Annotated in this window: 9 protein-coding genes; all 9 read left to right on the top strand. The window is 38.1% G+C overall.

Going from position 1 to position 20141, the window contains the following annotated elements:
* Positions 1-139: 139 nt before the first annotated feature.
* The 9 genes from ACZ5L8_RS06765 to bglX all read left to right on the top strand — a co-directional run bounded on the left by ACZ5L8_RS06765 (position 140) and on the right by bglX (position 20140).
* Positions 140-1420 (top strand): NAD(P)/FAD-dependent oxidoreductase, encoded by a 1281-nt coding sequence (locus tag ACZ5L8_RS06765; protein WP_464440506.1) that lies wholly within the window; start codon positions 140-142, stop codon positions 1418-1420.
* A gap of 633 nt (positions 1421-2053) precedes the next feature.
* A complete protein-coding gene (locus tag ACZ5L8_RS06760; protein ID WP_464440505.1) occupies positions 2054-4267 on the top strand; it encodes a TlpA family protein disulfide reductase in 2214 nt (737 codons plus the stop codon).
* 187 nt (positions 4268-4454) lie between these two features.
* The gene (locus ACZ5L8_RS06755) at positions 4455-6203 is read left to right on the top strand and encodes a DUF6119 family protein (protein WP_464440504.1); all 1749 of its coding nucleotides are present in this window, start codon (positions 4455-4457) and stop codon (positions 6201-6203) included.
* Between the two features lie 346 nt (positions 6204-6549).
* Positions 6550-9360, top strand: a complete 2811-nt coding sequence (locus ACZ5L8_RS06750; RefSeq protein WP_464440503.1) for a triple tyrosine motif-containing protein — start codon at positions 6550-6552, stop codon at positions 9358-9360.
* 257 nt (positions 9361-9617) lie between these two features.
* Complete coding sequence (locus ACZ5L8_RS06745; protein WP_464440502.1) at positions 9618-12656, top strand: SusC/RagA family TonB-linked outer membrane protein; 3039 nt, start codon at positions 9618-9620, stop codon at positions 12654-12656.
* 11 nt (positions 12657-12667) lie between these two features.
* Positions 12668-14161: a RagB/SusD family nutrient uptake outer membrane protein gene (locus tag ACZ5L8_RS06740; protein WP_464440501.1), complete on the top strand. Its 1494-nt coding sequence runs from the start codon at positions 12668-12670 to the stop codon at positions 14159-14161.
* Between the two features lie 10 nt (positions 14162-14171).
* Complete coding sequence (locus ACZ5L8_RS06735; protein WP_464440500.1) at positions 14172-16205, top strand: hypothetical protein; 2034 nt, start codon at positions 14172-14174, stop codon at positions 16203-16205.
* A gap of 10 nt (positions 16206-16215) precedes the next feature.
* Positions 16216-17856: a family 16 glycosylhydrolase gene (locus tag ACZ5L8_RS06730; RefSeq protein WP_464440499.1), complete on the top strand. Its 1641-nt coding sequence runs from the start codon at positions 16216-16218 to the stop codon at positions 17854-17856.
* A gap of 4 nt (positions 17857-17860) precedes the next feature.
* The gene (bglX, locus tag ACZ5L8_RS06725; protein WP_464440498.1) at positions 17861-20140 is read left to right on the top strand and encodes a beta-glucosidase BglX; all 2280 of its coding nucleotides are present in this window, start codon (positions 17861-17863) and stop codon (positions 20138-20140) included.
* The last annotated feature ends 1 nt before the right edge of the window (position 20141 follow it).

The following is a 20141-nucleotide window of genomic DNA, read 5'->3' as shown; positions in this document are numbered from 1 at the left end:
ATTCTCAGTTTTAATATTTGGATTTTTTGGTTGGTTATGTACTTATTCCCATCTGGTTTTGCGACAGATGGGAATAAACTTTTATTAAAACTTTTTCTATTGAGCGGTAATCTTATAATTTCGAAGGTAAACCGCAAATATGGCCCAACGCATCGTTATCGTAGGAGGAGGTTTTGCCGGACTCAACCTGGCAGGATCGCTCGCAAAGAACAAAAACTTTGACATAACACTGGTAGATAAAAACAACTACAATTTCTTTCCGCCTCTTATTTATCAGGTTTCTACAGGTTTTTTAGATCCATCGTCTATTTCTTACCCCTTCCGTAATTTGTTTCTCAATAAGAAGAACGTACATTTCTTTATGGGTGAGTTGCTTCATATCGCTTCCGCGAAAAGCAAAATAATTCTAGATAGCGGTGAACTTGAATATGATAAACTCATCATCGCGACAGGAACAAAGACCAATTACTTTGGCTTAGAAAATCTACAGAAACACGCCATACCCATGAAAACCCTAGAAGATGCGCTAAATATGCGTAATCTTCTTTTACAACGGCTAGAGAAGGCCACAAAGATAAAAGACAGCAGTATGCGCTTGCCGTGGATCACAATGGTGATTGCCGGCGGCGGTCCTACGGGAGTAGAGATCTCTGGTATTTTTGCCGAGTTAAGAAACAGGCGTATACGCGAGGAGTTTCCTGAGTTGGTAGGAGCAGGAGGAAGAATCTACCTCGTTAATGGTGGGAATGAGTTGCTTTCGCCTATGAGCGAAAAGAGTCAGAAATATACATTAGAGAAGCTGCAGAAAATGGGTGTGGAGGTTATGCTCAACACTCGGGTGGTAGATTATGACGGTGAGAAGGTCGTGATGAAAGACGGCTCACATATTTATAGTAAGAATCTTATTTGGGCTACCGGCGTGACCGCTTCTCGTTTTGATGGACTGCCAGAAGAAAGCTATGGTCACAGCAATAGGCTTAAGGTAGACGCACATAATAAGGTAGAAGGCACAACGAATATTTATGCTGTGGGCGATACCTGTATACAAACATGCGATGCAGATTATCCGCTGGGGCATCCACAACTTGCGCAGGTCGCCATACAACAAGGAAAGAACCTGGCAAAGAATCTTAAAAACGAGTTAGAGAACAAACCGCAGAAGCCTTTTAAATATAAAGACAAGGGAAGCCTCGCCATAATAGGTGGGAATAAGGCCGTGGCAGATTTGCCAAAGCTGCACTTTAATGGACTCACCGCTTGGTTTATTTGGGTTTTTGTTCACCTATTTGGGCTTATTAATTACCGCAACCGCTGGCGCACCTTTTATAACTGGTCATTAGATTATTTCTCAGACAATCAAGATTTGCGACTTATACTTAGGCCAGATAGGCGTAAAAGTCCTAAAAAGGACGAGGTGTAACCTATTAAGTTATTGTCTGGACGCACTCTGCAGCGCCTTAGCGGGCTCTGCAATTACCGGAACACACTTTGTAACGCTCTGGACGCACTGTGCAACCTCCGGAACGCGTTGTGCGAGCACCGGAACACATTCTGCAGCGCCTTAACGGACTGTGCAACCACCGGAACACACTTTGTAACGCTCTGGACGCACTGTGCAACTCCCGGAACGCGTTGTGCAATCACCGGAACGCATTCTGCAGCGCCTTAGCACGTTGTGCAACGCCTTAGCAGGCTGTGTGGCTTCATTCAATTATGGGGCAAGAATAAGATCACACTTTGTTTATTTGGCTTTAAGACAAATAAAAACCTTTTTAATTGCTTACTAATCAGTTTAAACCTGTGTAACAATATTCTTCTAGCTGCGACATATTTTATATGCGTTTCCGTTTTTAAAGCAGTTTATCATATTTCGCTGTGGCGAAAAGCTATTAATTTACAATACGTTACGGTAGATATATTGCTTTTAAAGCGAGAAAAGGACAGTTGCATTATTTGTAATTATTGAAAATAAGTGCAGTCCTTGAGAAAAGTTAAGTCACTTCAAATCAATATATTTTACTAAGTTTAGACAATCACAAAACCATTCATCATCATGAGACAGTATTACTTTGTGCTATTATTTTGCCTATTTCAGTTAACCGATTTAGTCGCTGCGGGAGATCCGATACGGGTAATTGAGCATCCGGCAGTAGAATTTTCAACCACTTCACGTTTTGAGATCTCAAAAATTGAACTCAGCGATACCGAAACTCGGATCACTTTATCCTGGTCATTGCAACCCGGCTGGTGGGTTACCTATGGTGACGATACTTGGATAGAAGATGTTGATAGTAAGGAACGCTATGTGATCAAATCTTTGGCGGATGCCACATTTGCAGAAAAGGTTTACGTGGATGATGAAGGTAAACTTACTAATGTGCTGATCTTCCCGCCGTTAAAAAAGGGAGTGAAGAAGATAGATTATAACAATCAGTTTTATGGAGTTTCACTGCTTGAAACAGCAAATACCACAGAAGCTTCAATTCCTGTTGCCGTTGAGAAATGGATAGATGATGAATTGGCAAAGGTCACTAAAGAACCTTTAAAGGATTTTGAATCAGATGACTTCTTTAAACGCAGTACTGGTAGGTTAGTAGGCTTTATTAAAGGGTATGATAAACGAGCCGGTTTTGAAACAGGGATCATTTATGTAGATAATGAGTTTTTACAAGAAGATTATCCACTGGTAGTGGAAGTTCACCCTGATGGGCGTTTTGAAGCAGATATTCCTTTAAATCATCCCATTTCGCAATTTATGGTCATGAATAATCGGTTTATCTATTTTTACTTAGAGCCTGAGCAAACAGTTGCACTGATCTTAGATTGGAAGGATTTTTTAAAGTTGGATCAGGTTAATGGGCGCGATTATCCAGCAGAGAATATTGAATATCGCGGTAAGTTGGCAAGAATTAATAAGGAAGTTTTTAGCTTTCCTAAATTAGAATATGACTATCAAGAATATAGCGAGAAAATGGGTAAGATCTCTCATGACGAGATGAAACGTCTTATTCTGGATGAAAAGCAACAGTATGAACAAAAGCTAGAAGAACATATTGCAGCACATGATTTCTTAGAAAAGTCTGAAATAATTCTTAGGGAAAGTAATGATGTGATCGGTACTATGCGAGTGTTGGACTACCTTATGGATGTAGGCTTTAAGAAGAGAACCGAGCCTAATAATGAAATACTAACTGCAGAAATACCATACTCTTATTATTCATTTTTACAGGACTTTCCATTAAATAAGCAATCAATGCTAATTGATTCTCAGGTGAAGAGTTTTATTAACCGTTTTGAATTTCTAGATCCTTTAAGTTTCTATGCTAATCCAAAAATGTTCAAGCCAGAAATATATTTTAAAGAATATTTAGAAAATGAAGGTATTGAGTTAACTGAAGAGGAAAGGAAATTATTGGAACCACAATCATTTTCTATGGATCAGAAGGACGAGATGGAAGAGTTTAATAAGAAAATGATAGCGTTTAATGAGAAATATTCTGATAAAAGGAAAACATACACAGATAAATATGTTACTCCATTTTTACCACAGAAAAATGAAATAGATTTTATGGAACCATGGCGTAAAAAGGATTCTGTACTGACCAATCATCTTAAACTTCAGAAGAGTCTTTTTTATGATATTACTAAAACCAGAAGGTTAAAGTCTGAATTTGATAGAATTAAGGATGCAGAACAAGCTTATAAGTATTGGGATGCGCTAAAAGCAACCATTGAGTCTGATTTTGTTAAAAGCCAAGGTCAATTATATGTAGAGAGTAAATTTCAAGATCCTGATGCGCCGCAGCAACCAGAGGGCACAATGCAAGGATTTAAAGTAATGAGTGAAGCAGTCGTCTTGCCCGATGGTAAAGCCAAAGAGTTGTTTTATAACATAGCAGACAAGTATAAAGGTAAAATCGTCTTTCTTGATTTCTGGGCAACAACCTGCGGACCCTGCGTTGGTTCTATTAAAAGTATGAAGGAAATACGCGCAAAACATAAAGGCAATCCAGATTTTGAGTTTGTATTTATCACAAGCGAAAGAGATAGCCCAGAAGATCGCTACAATAGTTTTATTGAAGAACAAGAGATGGAAAACGCGTATCGTGTGGATACAGATACCTATAACCGTTTCAGACAGCTGTTTAAGTTTAATGGAATACCACGTTATGTGGTTTTAGATAAGAATGGCGATGTGATCGATGGAGATTTTGAGATGTATAATTTCACCTATAAACTTCCTAAAATACTAGAGCTGTATAAATAAAATTTGATCTTTTTTCGCTGCAGCGAAAAGAACATTACCCGTATTTCAACCATTATTAATGAGACATTATTACTTTATACTTTTAGTATAACATATTAGAAAATAAATCAAACACGGTTGTTAGCTGTAATTTTTACAATAGAAATTTTTGAATTCAATAAGATAAACTTTATATATAAGCTCTAAAATGAGGCAAAATCCCACGATCTATAAAATTGAAGAATCCTTTAATTTACCTACTATTTTACAGAAAATTGGAGAACACCTAAAATTAAATAGTAAAGTTTTTCAAACAAAGGATATTAAGTTAGGAGAATATCTTGCTAAACTAATAGTCATTGAATCAGATGAAAAGGAATCTGAGTGGTCAAATTTCTTTCCTAAACAATATACCGAGAATCTCTCGTTGACCTACAAAATTCCTTCTCTACTAGTTTTAGTTTCAACAAAAAGCGGAATTTATGCAATTATAGGTGGAGCATTTTATCAATATATCTTACCATTCTTAGATACTTCATATGGTCTTAATACTTATTCTCGATTAATGGATCCAGTTTTGGATGAAATAATTTCCATTAAAACTCGAGGAGTAACGGGACTAAGAGCTGGAATGTCAGAACAGTTCAAGGATGATTACAGAGTAATGGATTATATTAAATTCGGTAAAATCCCTACCGAATTAAGAATAAGGTTAGCCAATGATACCGCTGAATTATTATTTGATCAATATTTATCGAATAGATCACCAAGTATAATATTAAATATTTCAACGGGATTCAATATTAATAAGGATCTGTCCTATTCCAACTTAGCTTTATTAATAGAAATATTAGAACACGTTGAAACCAAAAAGGCAAACGATTTCTTTAGTTCCTACAAAGAAATAACAGATGATGAGAAAATTAAAAATTCCTTGAAACCAGCGGTAATTAATGAACTTTTTAATAAACGTGCAGATATTCTGAATAATAAAATTTCAAATTTTGATATCTGTTATCCGAACAAAGTTGAAGAGTTTTATACTGCAGATGAGTATGCAATAAAATTAAAAATTGATAAACATAAATTCGATTTAATTGGCCGTACGAATGACAAAAGAGAAATTTTAAGAACTATTCTCAAATATTTAAGCGAAAAGGGATTAGATCGAAACATATCTACTTTCAGTTCTAATATCTATAATATATACATTAACACTTATAAAAGCCATAAAAAGAAACCAATTCTACGAACAGCTCTGATATATCATTTGAATACAGAACTATACATAAATGGTTTGGGCACTTACATATATCTAGATTCAAAATGGTACAGGCTAAAGGAGATATTTGTCAATGAGATGAACGCGAGATGTTCAGAGATTTTAATTAATAATAACCTCAATAATTCAGTATTAGATAAAAAGTGGGTTAAGAAAGAAAATGGTAATAGAGAAGATGAATCTAGTTACAATGGACACTATGATAAACCAAACTATTTAATTCTTGATGAAATAACAGTAGATTCAATTGAATTAGCAGATATAATGAAAATTACAAATGACACTATTTATTTATGTCACGTAAAATATGGGTTTAGTACAGATATAAGAGCTTTATATAGTCAAATTATTTCATCAGCAAGGAGATTAAAAAATGATCTTAAAGATGAGAAAAACACATATTTAAAATCAATTTTTAAAATATTAAAACGTAAAGGTAGAGAAAGGGAATTCACTGAAAAAGAATTCGTAGACCTTTTTAAGGTGAAGAAAATCAATTATGTAATGGCTATAACAAGCCACTTGAAAAATAAGCCTCTAATAGGAAAAATCGAAAAATATCAATCAAATATTGCAAAACTTTCCTTAATTCAATGTTTTACAGAAATGAGAACAGAATATTTCGAAAATTTTGAAATTGAGATTATAAATAATCAAGATTGTTTTGCAAACTAGTAAAAACTACAGCTGTCAACGGCTCATCGCCAATTACTGGTATTATCGAAAAAGTGTAATTTTAGAAACTAGGAAATAATACAATTAAGCCAACAACTCTGCGTTCCAACTCCCGCAACTGGTGATAGCCGAGACCCATAAAAGTTATCATTTAAAAATTTGGCCTAGCTCTTATTTGATAGACCCATCAGGTAAAATTATCGATGCTAACCTTAGAGGAAATGCTTTAGAGAATAAACTTAAAGCTCTGGGCATTCATAAAAAGTAATTAGAATATTGGTTTTGTTTTAGAAACCTAACTAAAATCCCTATTCACTCGTTAACTTCGCGTAATTAAAAGATCTTAATGCGCGTATTTCAATTTATAGTTTTCTTTTTGGTTTTTGGGGCAACCCTAAAAGCACAAGAGTTGCCACCAGTGCAAAATTATTTGCCGCAAGAATATCTTGCTGGTAACCAGAATTGGGGCATAGCGCAAGATGATGATCGCAATCTGTATTTTGCGAATAATGCCGGTTTACTTACCTATAACGGTTCGCAGTTTAAATTATACAATTCTCCTAATAGCACCATTCTTCGATCTGTTAACGCTCGCGATGATAAGATCTTTACAGGAGCGTATATGGATTTTGGCTACTGGCAGAAGGATGAAAAAGGTCTTCTCAATTATACCTCACTGGTAAAAGAATTGAATATTGACGTAGTAGAAGATGAGCAATTCTGGAATATTCTTTTCATTGACAAATACATCGCTTTTCAATCATTAAATAATATCTATTTATACGATTCAGAGATTGAGCAAATACAGTTGATCGCGGCAGATGATGTTTTGCTAAAATCCTATAAGTTAGAGAACACTATTTTTTATCAGGTTTCTGCTCAAGGGCTGTACAAAATAGAAGGAGGGAAGCCTAAGTTGCTTTTTAGTAGCGAAGTTTACCTTAATGATGTAATTGTTTCCATTCATTATAATGCATCTCGTGAGCTTATTTTGCTTACGCAGAATAACGGCTTCTTTGTTTACGATGCAGTTCGTGGCGTGAAAAAATGGGAAGTTCAATCTAACGAAATCTTAGCTCGAGAATCAGTGTACAGCGCGATTCCTACAAATGATGGCGAACTCATAGTGGGTACGGTTGCAAACGGCTTGTACAAAGTTGACACCACAGGAGCGATCGTCGCTCATCTTAATCAATCTAAAGGTTTAGCGAATAACACGGTGCTTTCCACCTTTGAAGATATGGATGGTAACGCTTGGCTGGGTCTTGACAACGGTATTAGCGTAGTGAATTTTCATTCTCCATTTCGCGTGTTTCAGGATGTTGAGGGCGAATTAGGAACGGTATACACCTCTGCTGTGTTTGAAGATCATTTATACCTTGGGACAAATCAAGGCTTGTTTTCAAAACCTCTTAACGATCAAGATGATTTTAAATTAATTCCTGGTACGCGAGGCCAAGTTTGGAAACTTAAAGAAGTAAAAGGAACGCTTTTTTGCGGTCATAATTTAGGAACATTTATCATTCATAATGATGCCGCTCACATGATCAGCTATGTGACGGGCGCATGGGATTTTAAAACCATATCGTGGAACGACGATCTTATTGTGCAGGGTAATTACAGCGGTTTATTTGTTTTACAACGAAAAGGAGATACTTGGGAACTCCGCAACAAACTTGAAGGTTTTGATATTTCTAGCAGATTTTTTGAGATCTACGACCAGCAAACCATACTTGTGAGTCATGAATATAAAGGCGTTTTTAAACTTGATATAGCTGAAGATTTACAACGAGTGAATGATTACCAGATCATTTCAGAAGATAGTAATGGAGCAAAAAGCGGACTCGTAAAATATCAGGGAGAAATTCTTTACGGCTACAATAACGGAATTCTAAAATACGATGCCGCTCAGGAGAAATTAGTAAAAGATACTATCTATTCTCAAGGTTTGCTTGAGAATACAGAATATGTAAGCGGTAAACTTATCGCAGATGATAAACAAGACCTTCTTTGGGGATTTACGCAAGACGGCTTGGTTTATTTTGGTTCGGCCAGTTTAGATCAGGAGTTAGTGGCACGCAGAATTGCTTTTCCTTCCCAAAAACGCAAGGATATGCAAGGCTATGAGAATTTAGTGAGCTTAGGCGAGAATCAGTATTTATTGGGTTTTGCGGGAGGTTATTCCATTTTTGATCTAGAGGATTTTGATACGAATTCTTATACTATTCAGCTGCAATCTGTTGAGAATAAATTTCGCGAAAGCGAAGCTCAATATTTTTCCACTTTAAGTGAAAAGGACTTTGAAGCAAAATTGAATAATCCTGCTTTTACCTTTTCTGTGCCGGTTTATGGCAAGTTTCAGGCGGTTGAATATCAATACAGATTACTCGGTTTATACGAGAATTGGAGCCCTTGGACTACTGAAACCAGCGCGTATTTTGAGAATTTGCCGCATGGTGATTACACCTTTGAGGTGAGAGCAAGAGTCAATAATCAGCTTACTGAGAATACGATACAGTATTCTTTTGCTATTGCGCGGCCTTGGTATATTTCGATTCTTGCGATCATTCTTTATGTAATCGCATTCGTGGCGTTGCTAATCCTTTTTCATCTCAATAACCGTAGATATTACAACAGGCAGCGCGAGAAGCTGATAGAGCGCAATAAGCGGGAATTAGAAATGGCAAATGTGAAGAATGAGGGAGAGCTGATCAAATTGCGTAATGAGAAACTTCAAGACGATGTAGAAAGTAAAAACCGTGAGTTGGCCGTTTCTACCATGAGCATGGTTAAGAAAAATGAGCTTCTTAATAAGATCAAGAAAGATTTGCTTAGCGCCAAAAACAAAGATGATATTAGAGGCGTTATAAAAAACATAGACAAAAGTCTGAACAATAATAAAGATTGGGAATTTTTTGAGGAAGCATTTAATAATGCAGATACAGATTTCTTACATAAAATAAAAGACCTTCATCCTAATCTTACACCTAGCGATCTAAAATTATGTGCTTATCTAAGACTTAATTTATCTTCTAAAGAGATCGCACCACTTCTTAATATTTCAGTGCGCAGTGTAGAGATAAAAAGATATCGTTTGCGTAAAAAAATGGAGCTTGAGCACGAAGCCAGTCTCACAGATTACATTTTGTCGATATGATGTGGTGATACAATAGTGTTAAATTACCACAACATCACCACAACGATAACGTTTTTTAATAGTGCATAGATATTTTTAAAAGTACTTGTATTTGTTTTTAAATTATTGATAAATAAATAATTGATAGCTTTTTCTTAAAGCAATTTTAAAAATGTTAAGCTAAAGTTGTTATGTAGATTTTTTGTTGAGGTGAAAAATTACAAAGTTGAAGTATCAAGGATGTAATTTTCCATTCATTCAAATTAATCAAGTAACAAATGAAAAAAATCCTTGGATTAACTATCCTATTATTTAGTTCGCTGGGATTGTATGCTCAAACGTTTTCGGTTTCCGGGACCGTTACTTCTGAGAAGGACAGCATGCCATTACCAGGTGTAAATGTATTAGTGGAAGGGACAAGCAATGGGGCCGTCACAGATTTTGATGGTAACTATGTTTTGAACAATGTTGAGAATGGACAAGTGATCGTCTTTTCTTATTTGGGCTTTAAAACCCAAAAGATCACTTCTAATGGTCAAACCACACTTAATGTATCTTTATTAGAAGACTCTGAGTCTTTAAATGAAGTTGTTGTGATAGGTTATGGATCACAGGTAAAAAGGCAGGTAACTGGTGCGGTTTCTACCGTGGGTGATGAGACTATCGCCGCCCTTGAGCCAGTAAACGCAGCACAAGCGTTACAAGGAACAACATCTGGGGTAAACGTTACTCCGCAAGGTGGTGCTCCTGGAGCAAGTGCTAACATTAGAATTAGAGGTGTTGCCACAAACGGTGATAACCGTCCTTTAATTATTTTAGATGGTTTTCAATATGACGGAGATCTAAATTCTATTAATGCATCAGATATTGAGAACTTTACTGTTCTTAAGGATGCTCAAGCTGCTATTTATGGTGCAACTGCTGCTAACGGTGTAATACTTATTACAACTAAAGCTGGTCGTCGCAATCAAAAAGCTAAGATCAGTTATGATGGTTACACGGGTATTCAAGAAACCACAAGAACGTTACCATTGCTTAATGCTCAGGAGTATGTTCTTTTGCTTAACGAAAGCTACGCAAATGCAGGACAGAGTCTTCCATTTCCTAATGCGAGTGGTTATGGAGTTGGGACAAATTGGCAAGATGAGGTTTTTCAAGATGCACCGATCTCTAGTCACAACTTAAGAATAGATGGCGGAGCTGAAAAATTAAACTACTCTATCAGTGGTTCTCACTTGTATCAAGAAGGTATTGTAGGTGGAGATAAAGCAAGCCAAAGAAGAAATACAGCTTCCTTAGCTTTAAATGCTGACCTTTCAGAAAAATTGAACATCTCAACTAAGCTTTTCTATACCTATAGAAAATCAAGAGGTATTAATTCATTCAGTTTAGGATCTGTATTATTTAATGCGGCAAACATTGCACCGATCATTGATCCTTCTACAGATAACCTTGACGGCGAAATAAACTTGGGTAACGAAGTTGTAAATCCGCTGACTCAAATTGAGAATACGTTTAACAGTAACATTCTTAATAGATTGAGTGGAAACTTTCAGGCATCATACGATTATGCAAAGAATCTAGAGTTAACCGGTAGAATAGGTTTCAATACTTCAGAAAGTAAAGGAAGAGATTTTGCTCCTATTTATGATTATGGTACTGGTAAGATCTATACTCGTGATGGAAACATGGTGAGCTTATCTAGTGTTAATAATAATGATTACACGTTTGACCTTTATAACACGTATGAGAACACTTTTGGCGAAAGCCATGAAGTTACAGCAACTGTAGGTCTAACAGCTTATAAGACTTGGGGTCAAGGATTGTTTGGTAGCCGTACTGATGTGCAAAGTAACAGTTGGCAATTTGCAGATTTTAATACTGCAACAGGAACAGGTGATAATCAAACGAATAGTTCTTATGCGTATGACATAAGAAGATTATCATATTTCGCGCGTTTGCAATATGCCTTTCAAGATAAATATTTGCTTTCTGCGATGTTGAGAAGAGATAGTTCAACACGTTTTGCTCCAGATGTGCGCGTGGCGTATTTCCCATCGCTTACGGCTGGTTGGGTATTTACTGATGAAGGTTTCTTCCCAGAAAATGATGTGTTGACCTTCGGTAAATTGCGTGCTAGTTATGGTGTGCTAGGAAATGACAGAATTGGTGATTTCTTATACCTTTCGTTATTAAGTGGAGAAGCTACTTATGTGCTTGGGCCAGATCAGGCGCTTGCTAATGGTAGAGCTTTAGGAGCGTTGCCTAACCCAGAGATTCAGTGGGAAGAGGCTAAGAAATTTGACGTAGGTGTTGATCTTAATTTCTTTGGAGGTGAATTGACATTCACTGCTGATTACTTCATTAACAATAGAGATAATCTTCTTATACCTAATATTCCTGTATCTGGAATTTATGGTACTGGCGCTCCTGCAGCTTCTGGACCTACAATTAATGCAGGTGCTGTGAAAAACACAGGTCTAGAATTTGCGTTAGGTTACAACCACACATTTAATGAGGATTTTTCGCTTAACGCGAACTTTAACGTTAGTACATTAGAAAATGAAGTTACAGAAGTTAACGGTACAGCTTTTATTGAAGGTGGTGGTTTTGGCGTAGGTCAACCAGCAGCAGCACGTATGGAAGTTGGTATGCCTCTAGGATATTTCTACGGTTATAAAACAGATGGTATTTTCCAGAATGCTCAAGAAGTAGCAAATCATCCTTCTCAGTCTGCGCTTGGCGCGGAAGCAATGCCGGGAGATATTCGTTATGTGGATGTTAATGGTGACGGCGCGATAGACGCTAATGACAGAACATACATAGGAGATCCTATTCCTGATGTAACATTAGGTTTTAACCTTTCTTTAAACTACAAAAACTTTGATTTCTCTGCTTACACATACGGAAACTTAGGTAATGAGATCGTGAGAAACTATGAGCGTAATCAACCTAACGTGAACCGTATGCGTTATGTGCTAGATCGTTGGACGGGTGCTGGAACAAGCAATACAGTACCACGTGTTACAACTGCACCTACATCTAACGGTGTATTCTCAGATTACTATGTAGAAGATGGTTCTTTTGCAAGAATCCAGACAGTGAGTTTAGGGTATACAGTGCCACAATCATTTACTGAGCGCGTGGGTGTATCAAAGTTTAGAGTATATGCAAAGGTTGACAATGTTCACACATTTACTAAATACTCAGGTTATGATCCTACAGCTTCTACAGGAGCTCCTATAGGTGGAGGTATAGACTATGGTTTCTATCCTATTCCACGTACGTATATCATGGGTGTAAATCTTCAATTCTAAAAAAAATCAATATGAAAATGAATATAAAATATTTCATGTTCCTAATTATCTCAGGGGGATTATTGGTTTCCTGTGGAGATGATTTTGTGGACGTTGATCCTAAATATCAAATTACTTCTGGTACATATTTTACCAGTGAGGCAGATTATGAAAATGCTTTAATAGGAGCATATGATGTGCTACAATCTACGTATGCAAATGTTATTCTGGGCGAGATAGCTTCAGATAATACACACGCTGGTGGCGAAAGTGCTACAGACGTGATAGGATGGCAGCAAGTAGATCGTATGCAGCACACAGAAATTAACGACAATCTAGATGATATCTGGGATTGGAATTTTGCTGGTGTACAACGTGCGGCTTTTATCATTGAAAATGAAAATAAATTTGATTTTGATGGTAAGGCACAGATCATCGGTGAAGCTAAGTTCTTAAGAGCGTATTTCAATTTTGAATTAGTAAAATGGTTTGGAGCTATTCCTATTAAGCCAGAAGGACAGTTTCAACTAGGTGATGTGACTGAGTTTCCTCGTACTCCTGTAGATCAGGTGTATGCTTATATTATTTCAGACCTTCAGGATGCTGTACAAAGCATGGCATTAACTCCGGTTCAGGTAGGTCGTGCAAGTAAATATTCCGCGCAAGCGTTATTAGGAAAAGTACAATTATACAACGGTAACTTTGCTGAAGCAGCTACTAACCTTAATGAAGTGATTGGCTCTCAACAATACCATTTATACGGTACTGAGGCTGGTGAGGATTATGCAGATCTTTTTGAATACGTAGCAGAAAATGGACCTGAGTCTGTTTTCGAAATTCAGTATACGGGTCAAGAAGGTGCTGGTTTTGGATGTCTGCAGTGTAGTGAAGGTAATGTGATGGTAGGTTTTAGCGGTGTGCGTGGTTACAGCGGACCAGTTTTTGAATCCGGATATGGATTTAACTTACCTACTGAAGAAGCGTATAATGCCTTTAGTGATGGTGATCTACGTAGAGATGTAACTGTTTTAAATATTGATAGTTGGTCTTCTGCTAATCCATCAGTAAGTTATAACGTAGGTAATCCTGATCCTGTAACTGGTCACACAGGATATTACAACCGTAAATATTTACCACGTCAAAACGAAAACCAAGGTGATCCTAACCTTACTCAGCCTAACAACTACAGAGCGATTAGATATGCAGATGTGTTACTTATGGCTGCAGAGGCGATGATAAAAGCAAATCTTAGCGAATCACAAGCACGTGGATATCTTAATCAAGTGCGTAACCGCGCTGGTCTTGCAGATGTAAGCAGCAGTGGTAATGATCTTCTAGACGATATTTATGAAGATCGCAGACTAGAGCTTATGGGAGAAGGACATAGATTTTTTGATCTTGTTCGTACCGGTAGAGCTGCTGGTGTGATAGACGGTTTTACTGCTAATAAGAATGAGGTTTTCCCTATTCCGTTAGAAGAAATGCAATTTGCTCAGGGAACCTGGGATCAAAATACAGGATATTAAAAAATAGAATATGAAAAATTTTGTATCAAAAACATTTTTGGCTTTATTTCTCATTATAGGAGCGATCTCCTGTTCTGAAGATGAGCAGCTTACTGAGGTAAGCGCGGGAGCGCCTATGGAAGTAAGTGCAGACTTTAGCATTACTCAAGATAACTCTGGTGATGTTTCAATTTTTCCTTCTGGGAAAAATGCAAACAGCTTTCAGGTAGATTATGGCGATGGCAGTGGATTATCAGATGAGTTTGAGACTGGTAAAAGCGTGATGCACACCTATGCTGAAGGTAATTACACAGTAACTATCTATGCAAAGAGTGTTACAGGAGAAGTAACAGAGGCAACTCAGGAACTTGTAGTTTCTTTTAGAGCTCCAGAAAATCTTGAAGCTCAGGTAAGCGTAGACGGCGCAAATCCTTTTTTAGTAAGCGCTTCCGCGGAAGCAGACTTCGCAACGTCGTTCACAATAGATTGGGGAGACGCATCAGATCAAGAAGCATTCATGGCAGGTGAAACTGTAACGCATGAATATAGCGATGTAGGTATGTACACGATCACTATCACTGCTTTAAGTGGAGGTTCGGCAACAACTACGTATACAGAAGATGTTACAATTGTAGATCCACTTGTATTGCCTATCAATTTTGAGTCAACTACTGTAGATTATACTATTTATGCTTTTGGCGGAGGCCAAAATACAACAGTTGTGGATAACCCAGCACCAAATGCAGTAAACGATAGTCCTAAAGTGGCGATGTATACTAAGCCATCTGGCTCTGAGACTTGGGCGGGTATCGCAAGAGAATTGTCTGAAGATATTGATTTCTCTCGTTCTAACTTTATTGCGGTAGATGTGTATTCTCCAGCTGCAGGAACTCCAGTTCTGTTTAAAATAGAAAACAGAGATAACGCAGATATCAATGTAGAATTTACTGCGACTACAACAGTAAGTAATGAGTGGGAAACGTTGATCTTCGATCTTTCGGGTAGAGATGCGGCGCAGACTTATGGAACAATGGTAATGTTCTTTAACTTCAATACTTCTGGTACTGGTGAGACGTATTACTTTGATAATATTAGAACAGAAGTTATTGAGAATACAGAACTTCCGCTAACATTTCAGTCAGAAAATCTTAGCTATAACTGGTCAGGTTTTGGTGGTGCAGGTGGAGCAGTTGTAGACAACCCAGATATGTCTGGCATCAATCAGAGCTCTAGAGTTACCCAGCTTGACAAGAGCAACGGAGCACAAACTTGGGCAGGTATTTCACTTAATCTTGATGTGCCACTTGATTTCTCAAATGGTACAACCGTGAGAATGAAAACATGGTCGCCAGCTGCAAATGTGCCTGTTCTATTGAAGTTTGAAGATTCTCAATCGGCGCCAGATGGTAACGGTAATCCTAGCGTTGTGGTAGAAGTAATTACAAATACAACAGTGGCGAATGCGTGGGAAGAATTGTCGTTTGATCTTACAACTTTTGGAGCGTTTGATACAGCTGTAGATTATGATAGAGTGATCGTATTCTATGATTTTGGTAACATGGGAACAGGTTCTACATTCTATTTTGATGATATCGCACTAGGTGATCAGAGCTATGTTTCGCTTTTCAGCGAAAAGGACGACGATGTAAATGTGGATACTTGGAGAACAGGTTGGTCTGTTGCAGATTATGAGGAAACTACCTTTGAAGGAAACCTTGTAAAGCATTATTCAAATCTGGATTATGTAGGTATAGAAGCTACAAACCCAATGATCGATGCGACTGCGATGACACATTTTCACACAAGTGTATACGTAAATAGCGGAACGACTTTTAGGATCAAATTAGTTGACTTTGGAGCTGATGCTGCTTATGGTGGTGGTGATGATGTAGAGCATGAAATAGAGTTTACAGATCTTCAACAAGGACAATGGAATGATCTTGATATACCATTATCAGATTTTGCTGGTCTAACCACAAGAGGTCACATTGCACAATTGATTTACTCGGGTGCACCAGCAGGAACAGTAGATGTTTATATAGATGAAGTTTACTTCCACAATTAAAAATTAGACTATGAACAGAATTAAAATATATTTAGGAATTTTTCTGACGGCCCTTGCATTTATTGTGCAAGGTTGTCAGGAAGATGATCAGCAGTTCGGAGATATTTTGGCTCCAGCCAACTTAACCATTACTGCAAATATTCTAGGAGCAGACGAGCAAAACCCTTACGGTGACGGTAGTGGTACTGTAGAGTTCACTGCAACTGCAGACAATGCATCAAACTATAAGTTTGCTTATGGTGATAATGCAAGCACTTTAGCGTCAGATGGTGTTGTAGAACACACATTCACAACTCCAGGAACTAATGAATATGTAGTCACTGTAATCGCTACAGGAACTGCAGGTGTTGCAACAAGTGAAACAATGACGCTTACAGTTTATAGTGAGTTTGATGATCCTGAAACTAAATCTTTACTTACAGGAGACAATACTAAGACTTGGTATGTGGCAGCAGCAATGCCAGGACATTTAGGTGTTGGTCCAGTAGAAGGTGCTGATCCTAGTTATTATGCAGCAGCGCCATTTGAGAAAGATGGTGTGGGATGTTTTTATAACGATGCGATAACCTTTAGTCTTGATGCAGGAGGGAACATTGTTTTCAATCATGATAATCAAGGAGCTACTTTCTTCAACGTTGATTACTTAAGCGTTGGCGGTGGCGGCGGAGGTGAAGACCAATGTCTAGGTTTTGATACTTCTGGAGATAAGTTTGTTAATTTGGCTGCAGTCCAAAGTGCGGTTCCAGAAGAGTTAACAACAGGAACTCAAATGATCATTGGTGACGGTGGATTTATGAGTTATTACATAGGTACAAGTAATTATGAGATTCTTGATATCAATGATGATTACATGTACGTTCGTGCAATTCCTGGTTCAAATCCTGCGCTTGCATGGTATTTAAAATTCACTACAGATCCTGATGGTGGTGGCGGCAGTAGTGCTACCCCAGAAATGCTAGAAACTCAATATGAGACCTTAGCTTGGTCTGATGAATTTGATGCAGCTAGCCTTGATACATCTATCTGGAATTTTGAGATAGGCAACAACAATGGTTGGGGTAATGGTGAGCAACAGTATTATACAGAGAATAATACAGAGATCGTAGATGGTGTTTTAAAGATCACTGCTAAAAGCGAATCTACAAATGGATTTAACTACACATCTTCACGTATCACTACTCAAGATAATTATGAGTTCACTTATGGTAGAGTAGAAGTAAGAGCTAAGCTTGCAGGTGGTGGCGGTACATGGCCAGCGATCTGGATGCTAGGCGCAAACTTTGATGTAGTAGGCTGGCCAGAAACTGGTGAAATAGACATCATGGAGTATGTAGGTAATAATCCAGGTCATACTTCTAGCGCGCTTCATTTGCCAGGAAACAGCGGTGGTAACGCGATCTTTAACGATACTGAAGTAGAAAATGAAACTACAGAATTCCATAACTACACAGTAGAGTGGAGAGAAGATAAGATCATTTGCGCAGTGGATGATGAGATTCACTTAGTGTTCAACAACACGGCTTCAACGCCATTTAATGATCCATTCTTTATTATTCTTAACGTCGCAATGGGCGGTGCACTAGGAGGAGATATTGATCCAAACTTTGATCAATCTTCTATGGAAATAGACTATGTAAGAGTTTATCAGTAAAAGTATGATCAAAAGGAAAGCCCTTGGGGCGATACTATTATGCGCGATTGGCTGGACTTCAGGAGCAGCTCAACAGGGATTGCAAAATCTGGATCCAGCCATAGAGCATAAAATAGATTCTGTACTTGGTTTAATGACGCTACATGAAAAAGTAGGGCAAATGAACCAGTATAGCGGTGGCTTTGAAGTTACCGGCGAACCATCTGATGTGAACACGCAGGCAAAGATCGAAATGCTTAAGAATGGCGAATTAGGATCTATGCTTAATGTGCTTGGCGCAAAAAGTACGCGCGAGTACCAAGAGCTTGTTATGGAAAATTCAAGGATGAAAATTCCATTGCTTTTTGGTTATGACGTGATTCATGGTTACAAAACCATTATGCCTGTTCCGCTAGGAGAAACTGCAAGTTGGGATCTTGAAGCGATGCGCGAAAGCGCTGAGATCGCAGCAAGAGAATCTGCGGCTGCAGGTTTACACTGGACGTTCGCACCTATGATAGACGTTTCTCGAGATGCGCGCTGGGGTAGAATAATGGAAGGCGCTGGTGAAGATCCTTACCTCGTGGCAAAAGCCGGCGAAGCCAGAATTAAAGGTTTTCAAGGAGATGACCTGGCGAGCGAACAAACCATTGCAGCTTGTGCAAAGCATTTTGCCGCATACGGTTTTGCGGAAGCGGGAAGAGATTATAACACCGTAAACATGGGAACTTCTGAGTTGTATAACGCAGTTCTTTACCCATTCATAAAAGCAAATGAAGCTGGTGTTGCCACATTTATGAACTCTTTTAATGAGATCGATGGTGTGCCTTCTACCGGTAATGAACATTTGCAGCGTTACATTCTTAAAGGAGAGTGGGGTTTTAATGGTTTCATGGTTTCAGACTGGGGTTCTATCGCAGAGATGATCGTGCATGGTTTTGCAAAAGACAGCGATGATGCGGCTAAAATTGCTGCCGTTGCTGGGAGTGATATGGATATGGAAGGTCATATTTATGAGGCTTCTCTTGAAAAAATGGTTGACAACGGCACCGTTCCGGTTGAGATCATTGATGATGCGGTAAGAAGAATTCTTCGCGTGAAGTTTGCTTTGGGGCTTTTTGACGATCCTTATAAATATTGCGATGAAGATTTTGAGGCTAGCGAACTGGGCTCTCAGGAGAATTTGGCGAAAGCCAGAGAAGTAGCCCGCAAATCTATCGTACTGCTTAAAAATGAAAATAACATTCTGCCTTTAAAGAAGGACCTTAAGAGCATAGCAGTGATCGGTCCGCTGGCAGACGACAAAGACAGTCCTATAGGTAACTGGCGCGCTCAAGGCGAAAAGAACTCTGCCGTGTCTGTTCTAGAAGGAATAAAAGCTGCCGTTAGTAAAAAAACGAAGATCAACTATGCAAAAGGCGCTGATCATGGTATGGGTGAGCGTAGTTTTTTAATGCCATTAAAGATCAATAAAGATGACGAGTCTGGTTTTGCCGAAGCTGTAAATGCAGCAAAAAAATCTGAGGTAGTTGTAATGGTTTTGGGCGAAGATGCGTTTCAAACAGGCGAAGGTCGTAGTCAGGTAGATATCCAGATCTCTCAAGTGCAACGCGATCTTTTAAAAGCGGTAAAAGAGGTAAATGAGAATATCGTTCTTGTTTTGATGAACGGTAGACCGCTAGATATTGTTGAGCCTAGTAATTTAGTAAACGGAGTTTTAGAGACTTGGTTTCTTGGTTCAGAATCAGGAAATGCGATTGCAGATGTACTTTTTGGCGATTACAATCCTAGTGGGAAGTTGCCGGTTTCATTTCCTAGATCTGTGGGGCAAGAACCGCTCTATTACAATCAGAAAACTACGGGTAGACCAGCAAGTGATATGGTAACATATTCTGGCTATCAGGATTCTGAGCGTGATGCGTTTTACCCTTTTGGTTTTGGTCTGAGTTATACAGATTTCGCTTATAGCGAAATAAAACTTGACGCAACATCTTTTAACAAAGGAGAATCACTGAAAGCGACCGTAACAGTTACAAACAACGGTGACAGAGCGGGTAGAGAAGTGGTGCAATTGTATATTCATGACAATTTTGCCAGCAGAACAAGACCTGTAAAAGAATTGCGTGATTTTGCGATCGTTGAACTAGAGCTTGGAGAAAGTAAAGAAGTTACTTTCACTATAGATGAAGAGACTTTAGAATTTTATTCGGCAATGAATAAATGGGAAGCAGAATCTGGTGAATTTGATATCTTTATAGGAACTAACTCTATTGATAATCAACGATCAAACATTACTTTAAACTAAG

This window comes from Leeuwenhoekiella obamensis (genome assembly GCF_055391795.1).
The sequence above is the reverse complement of the archived record's forward strand: the minus strand, read 5'-3'. Positions and strand labels throughout refer to the sequence as shown.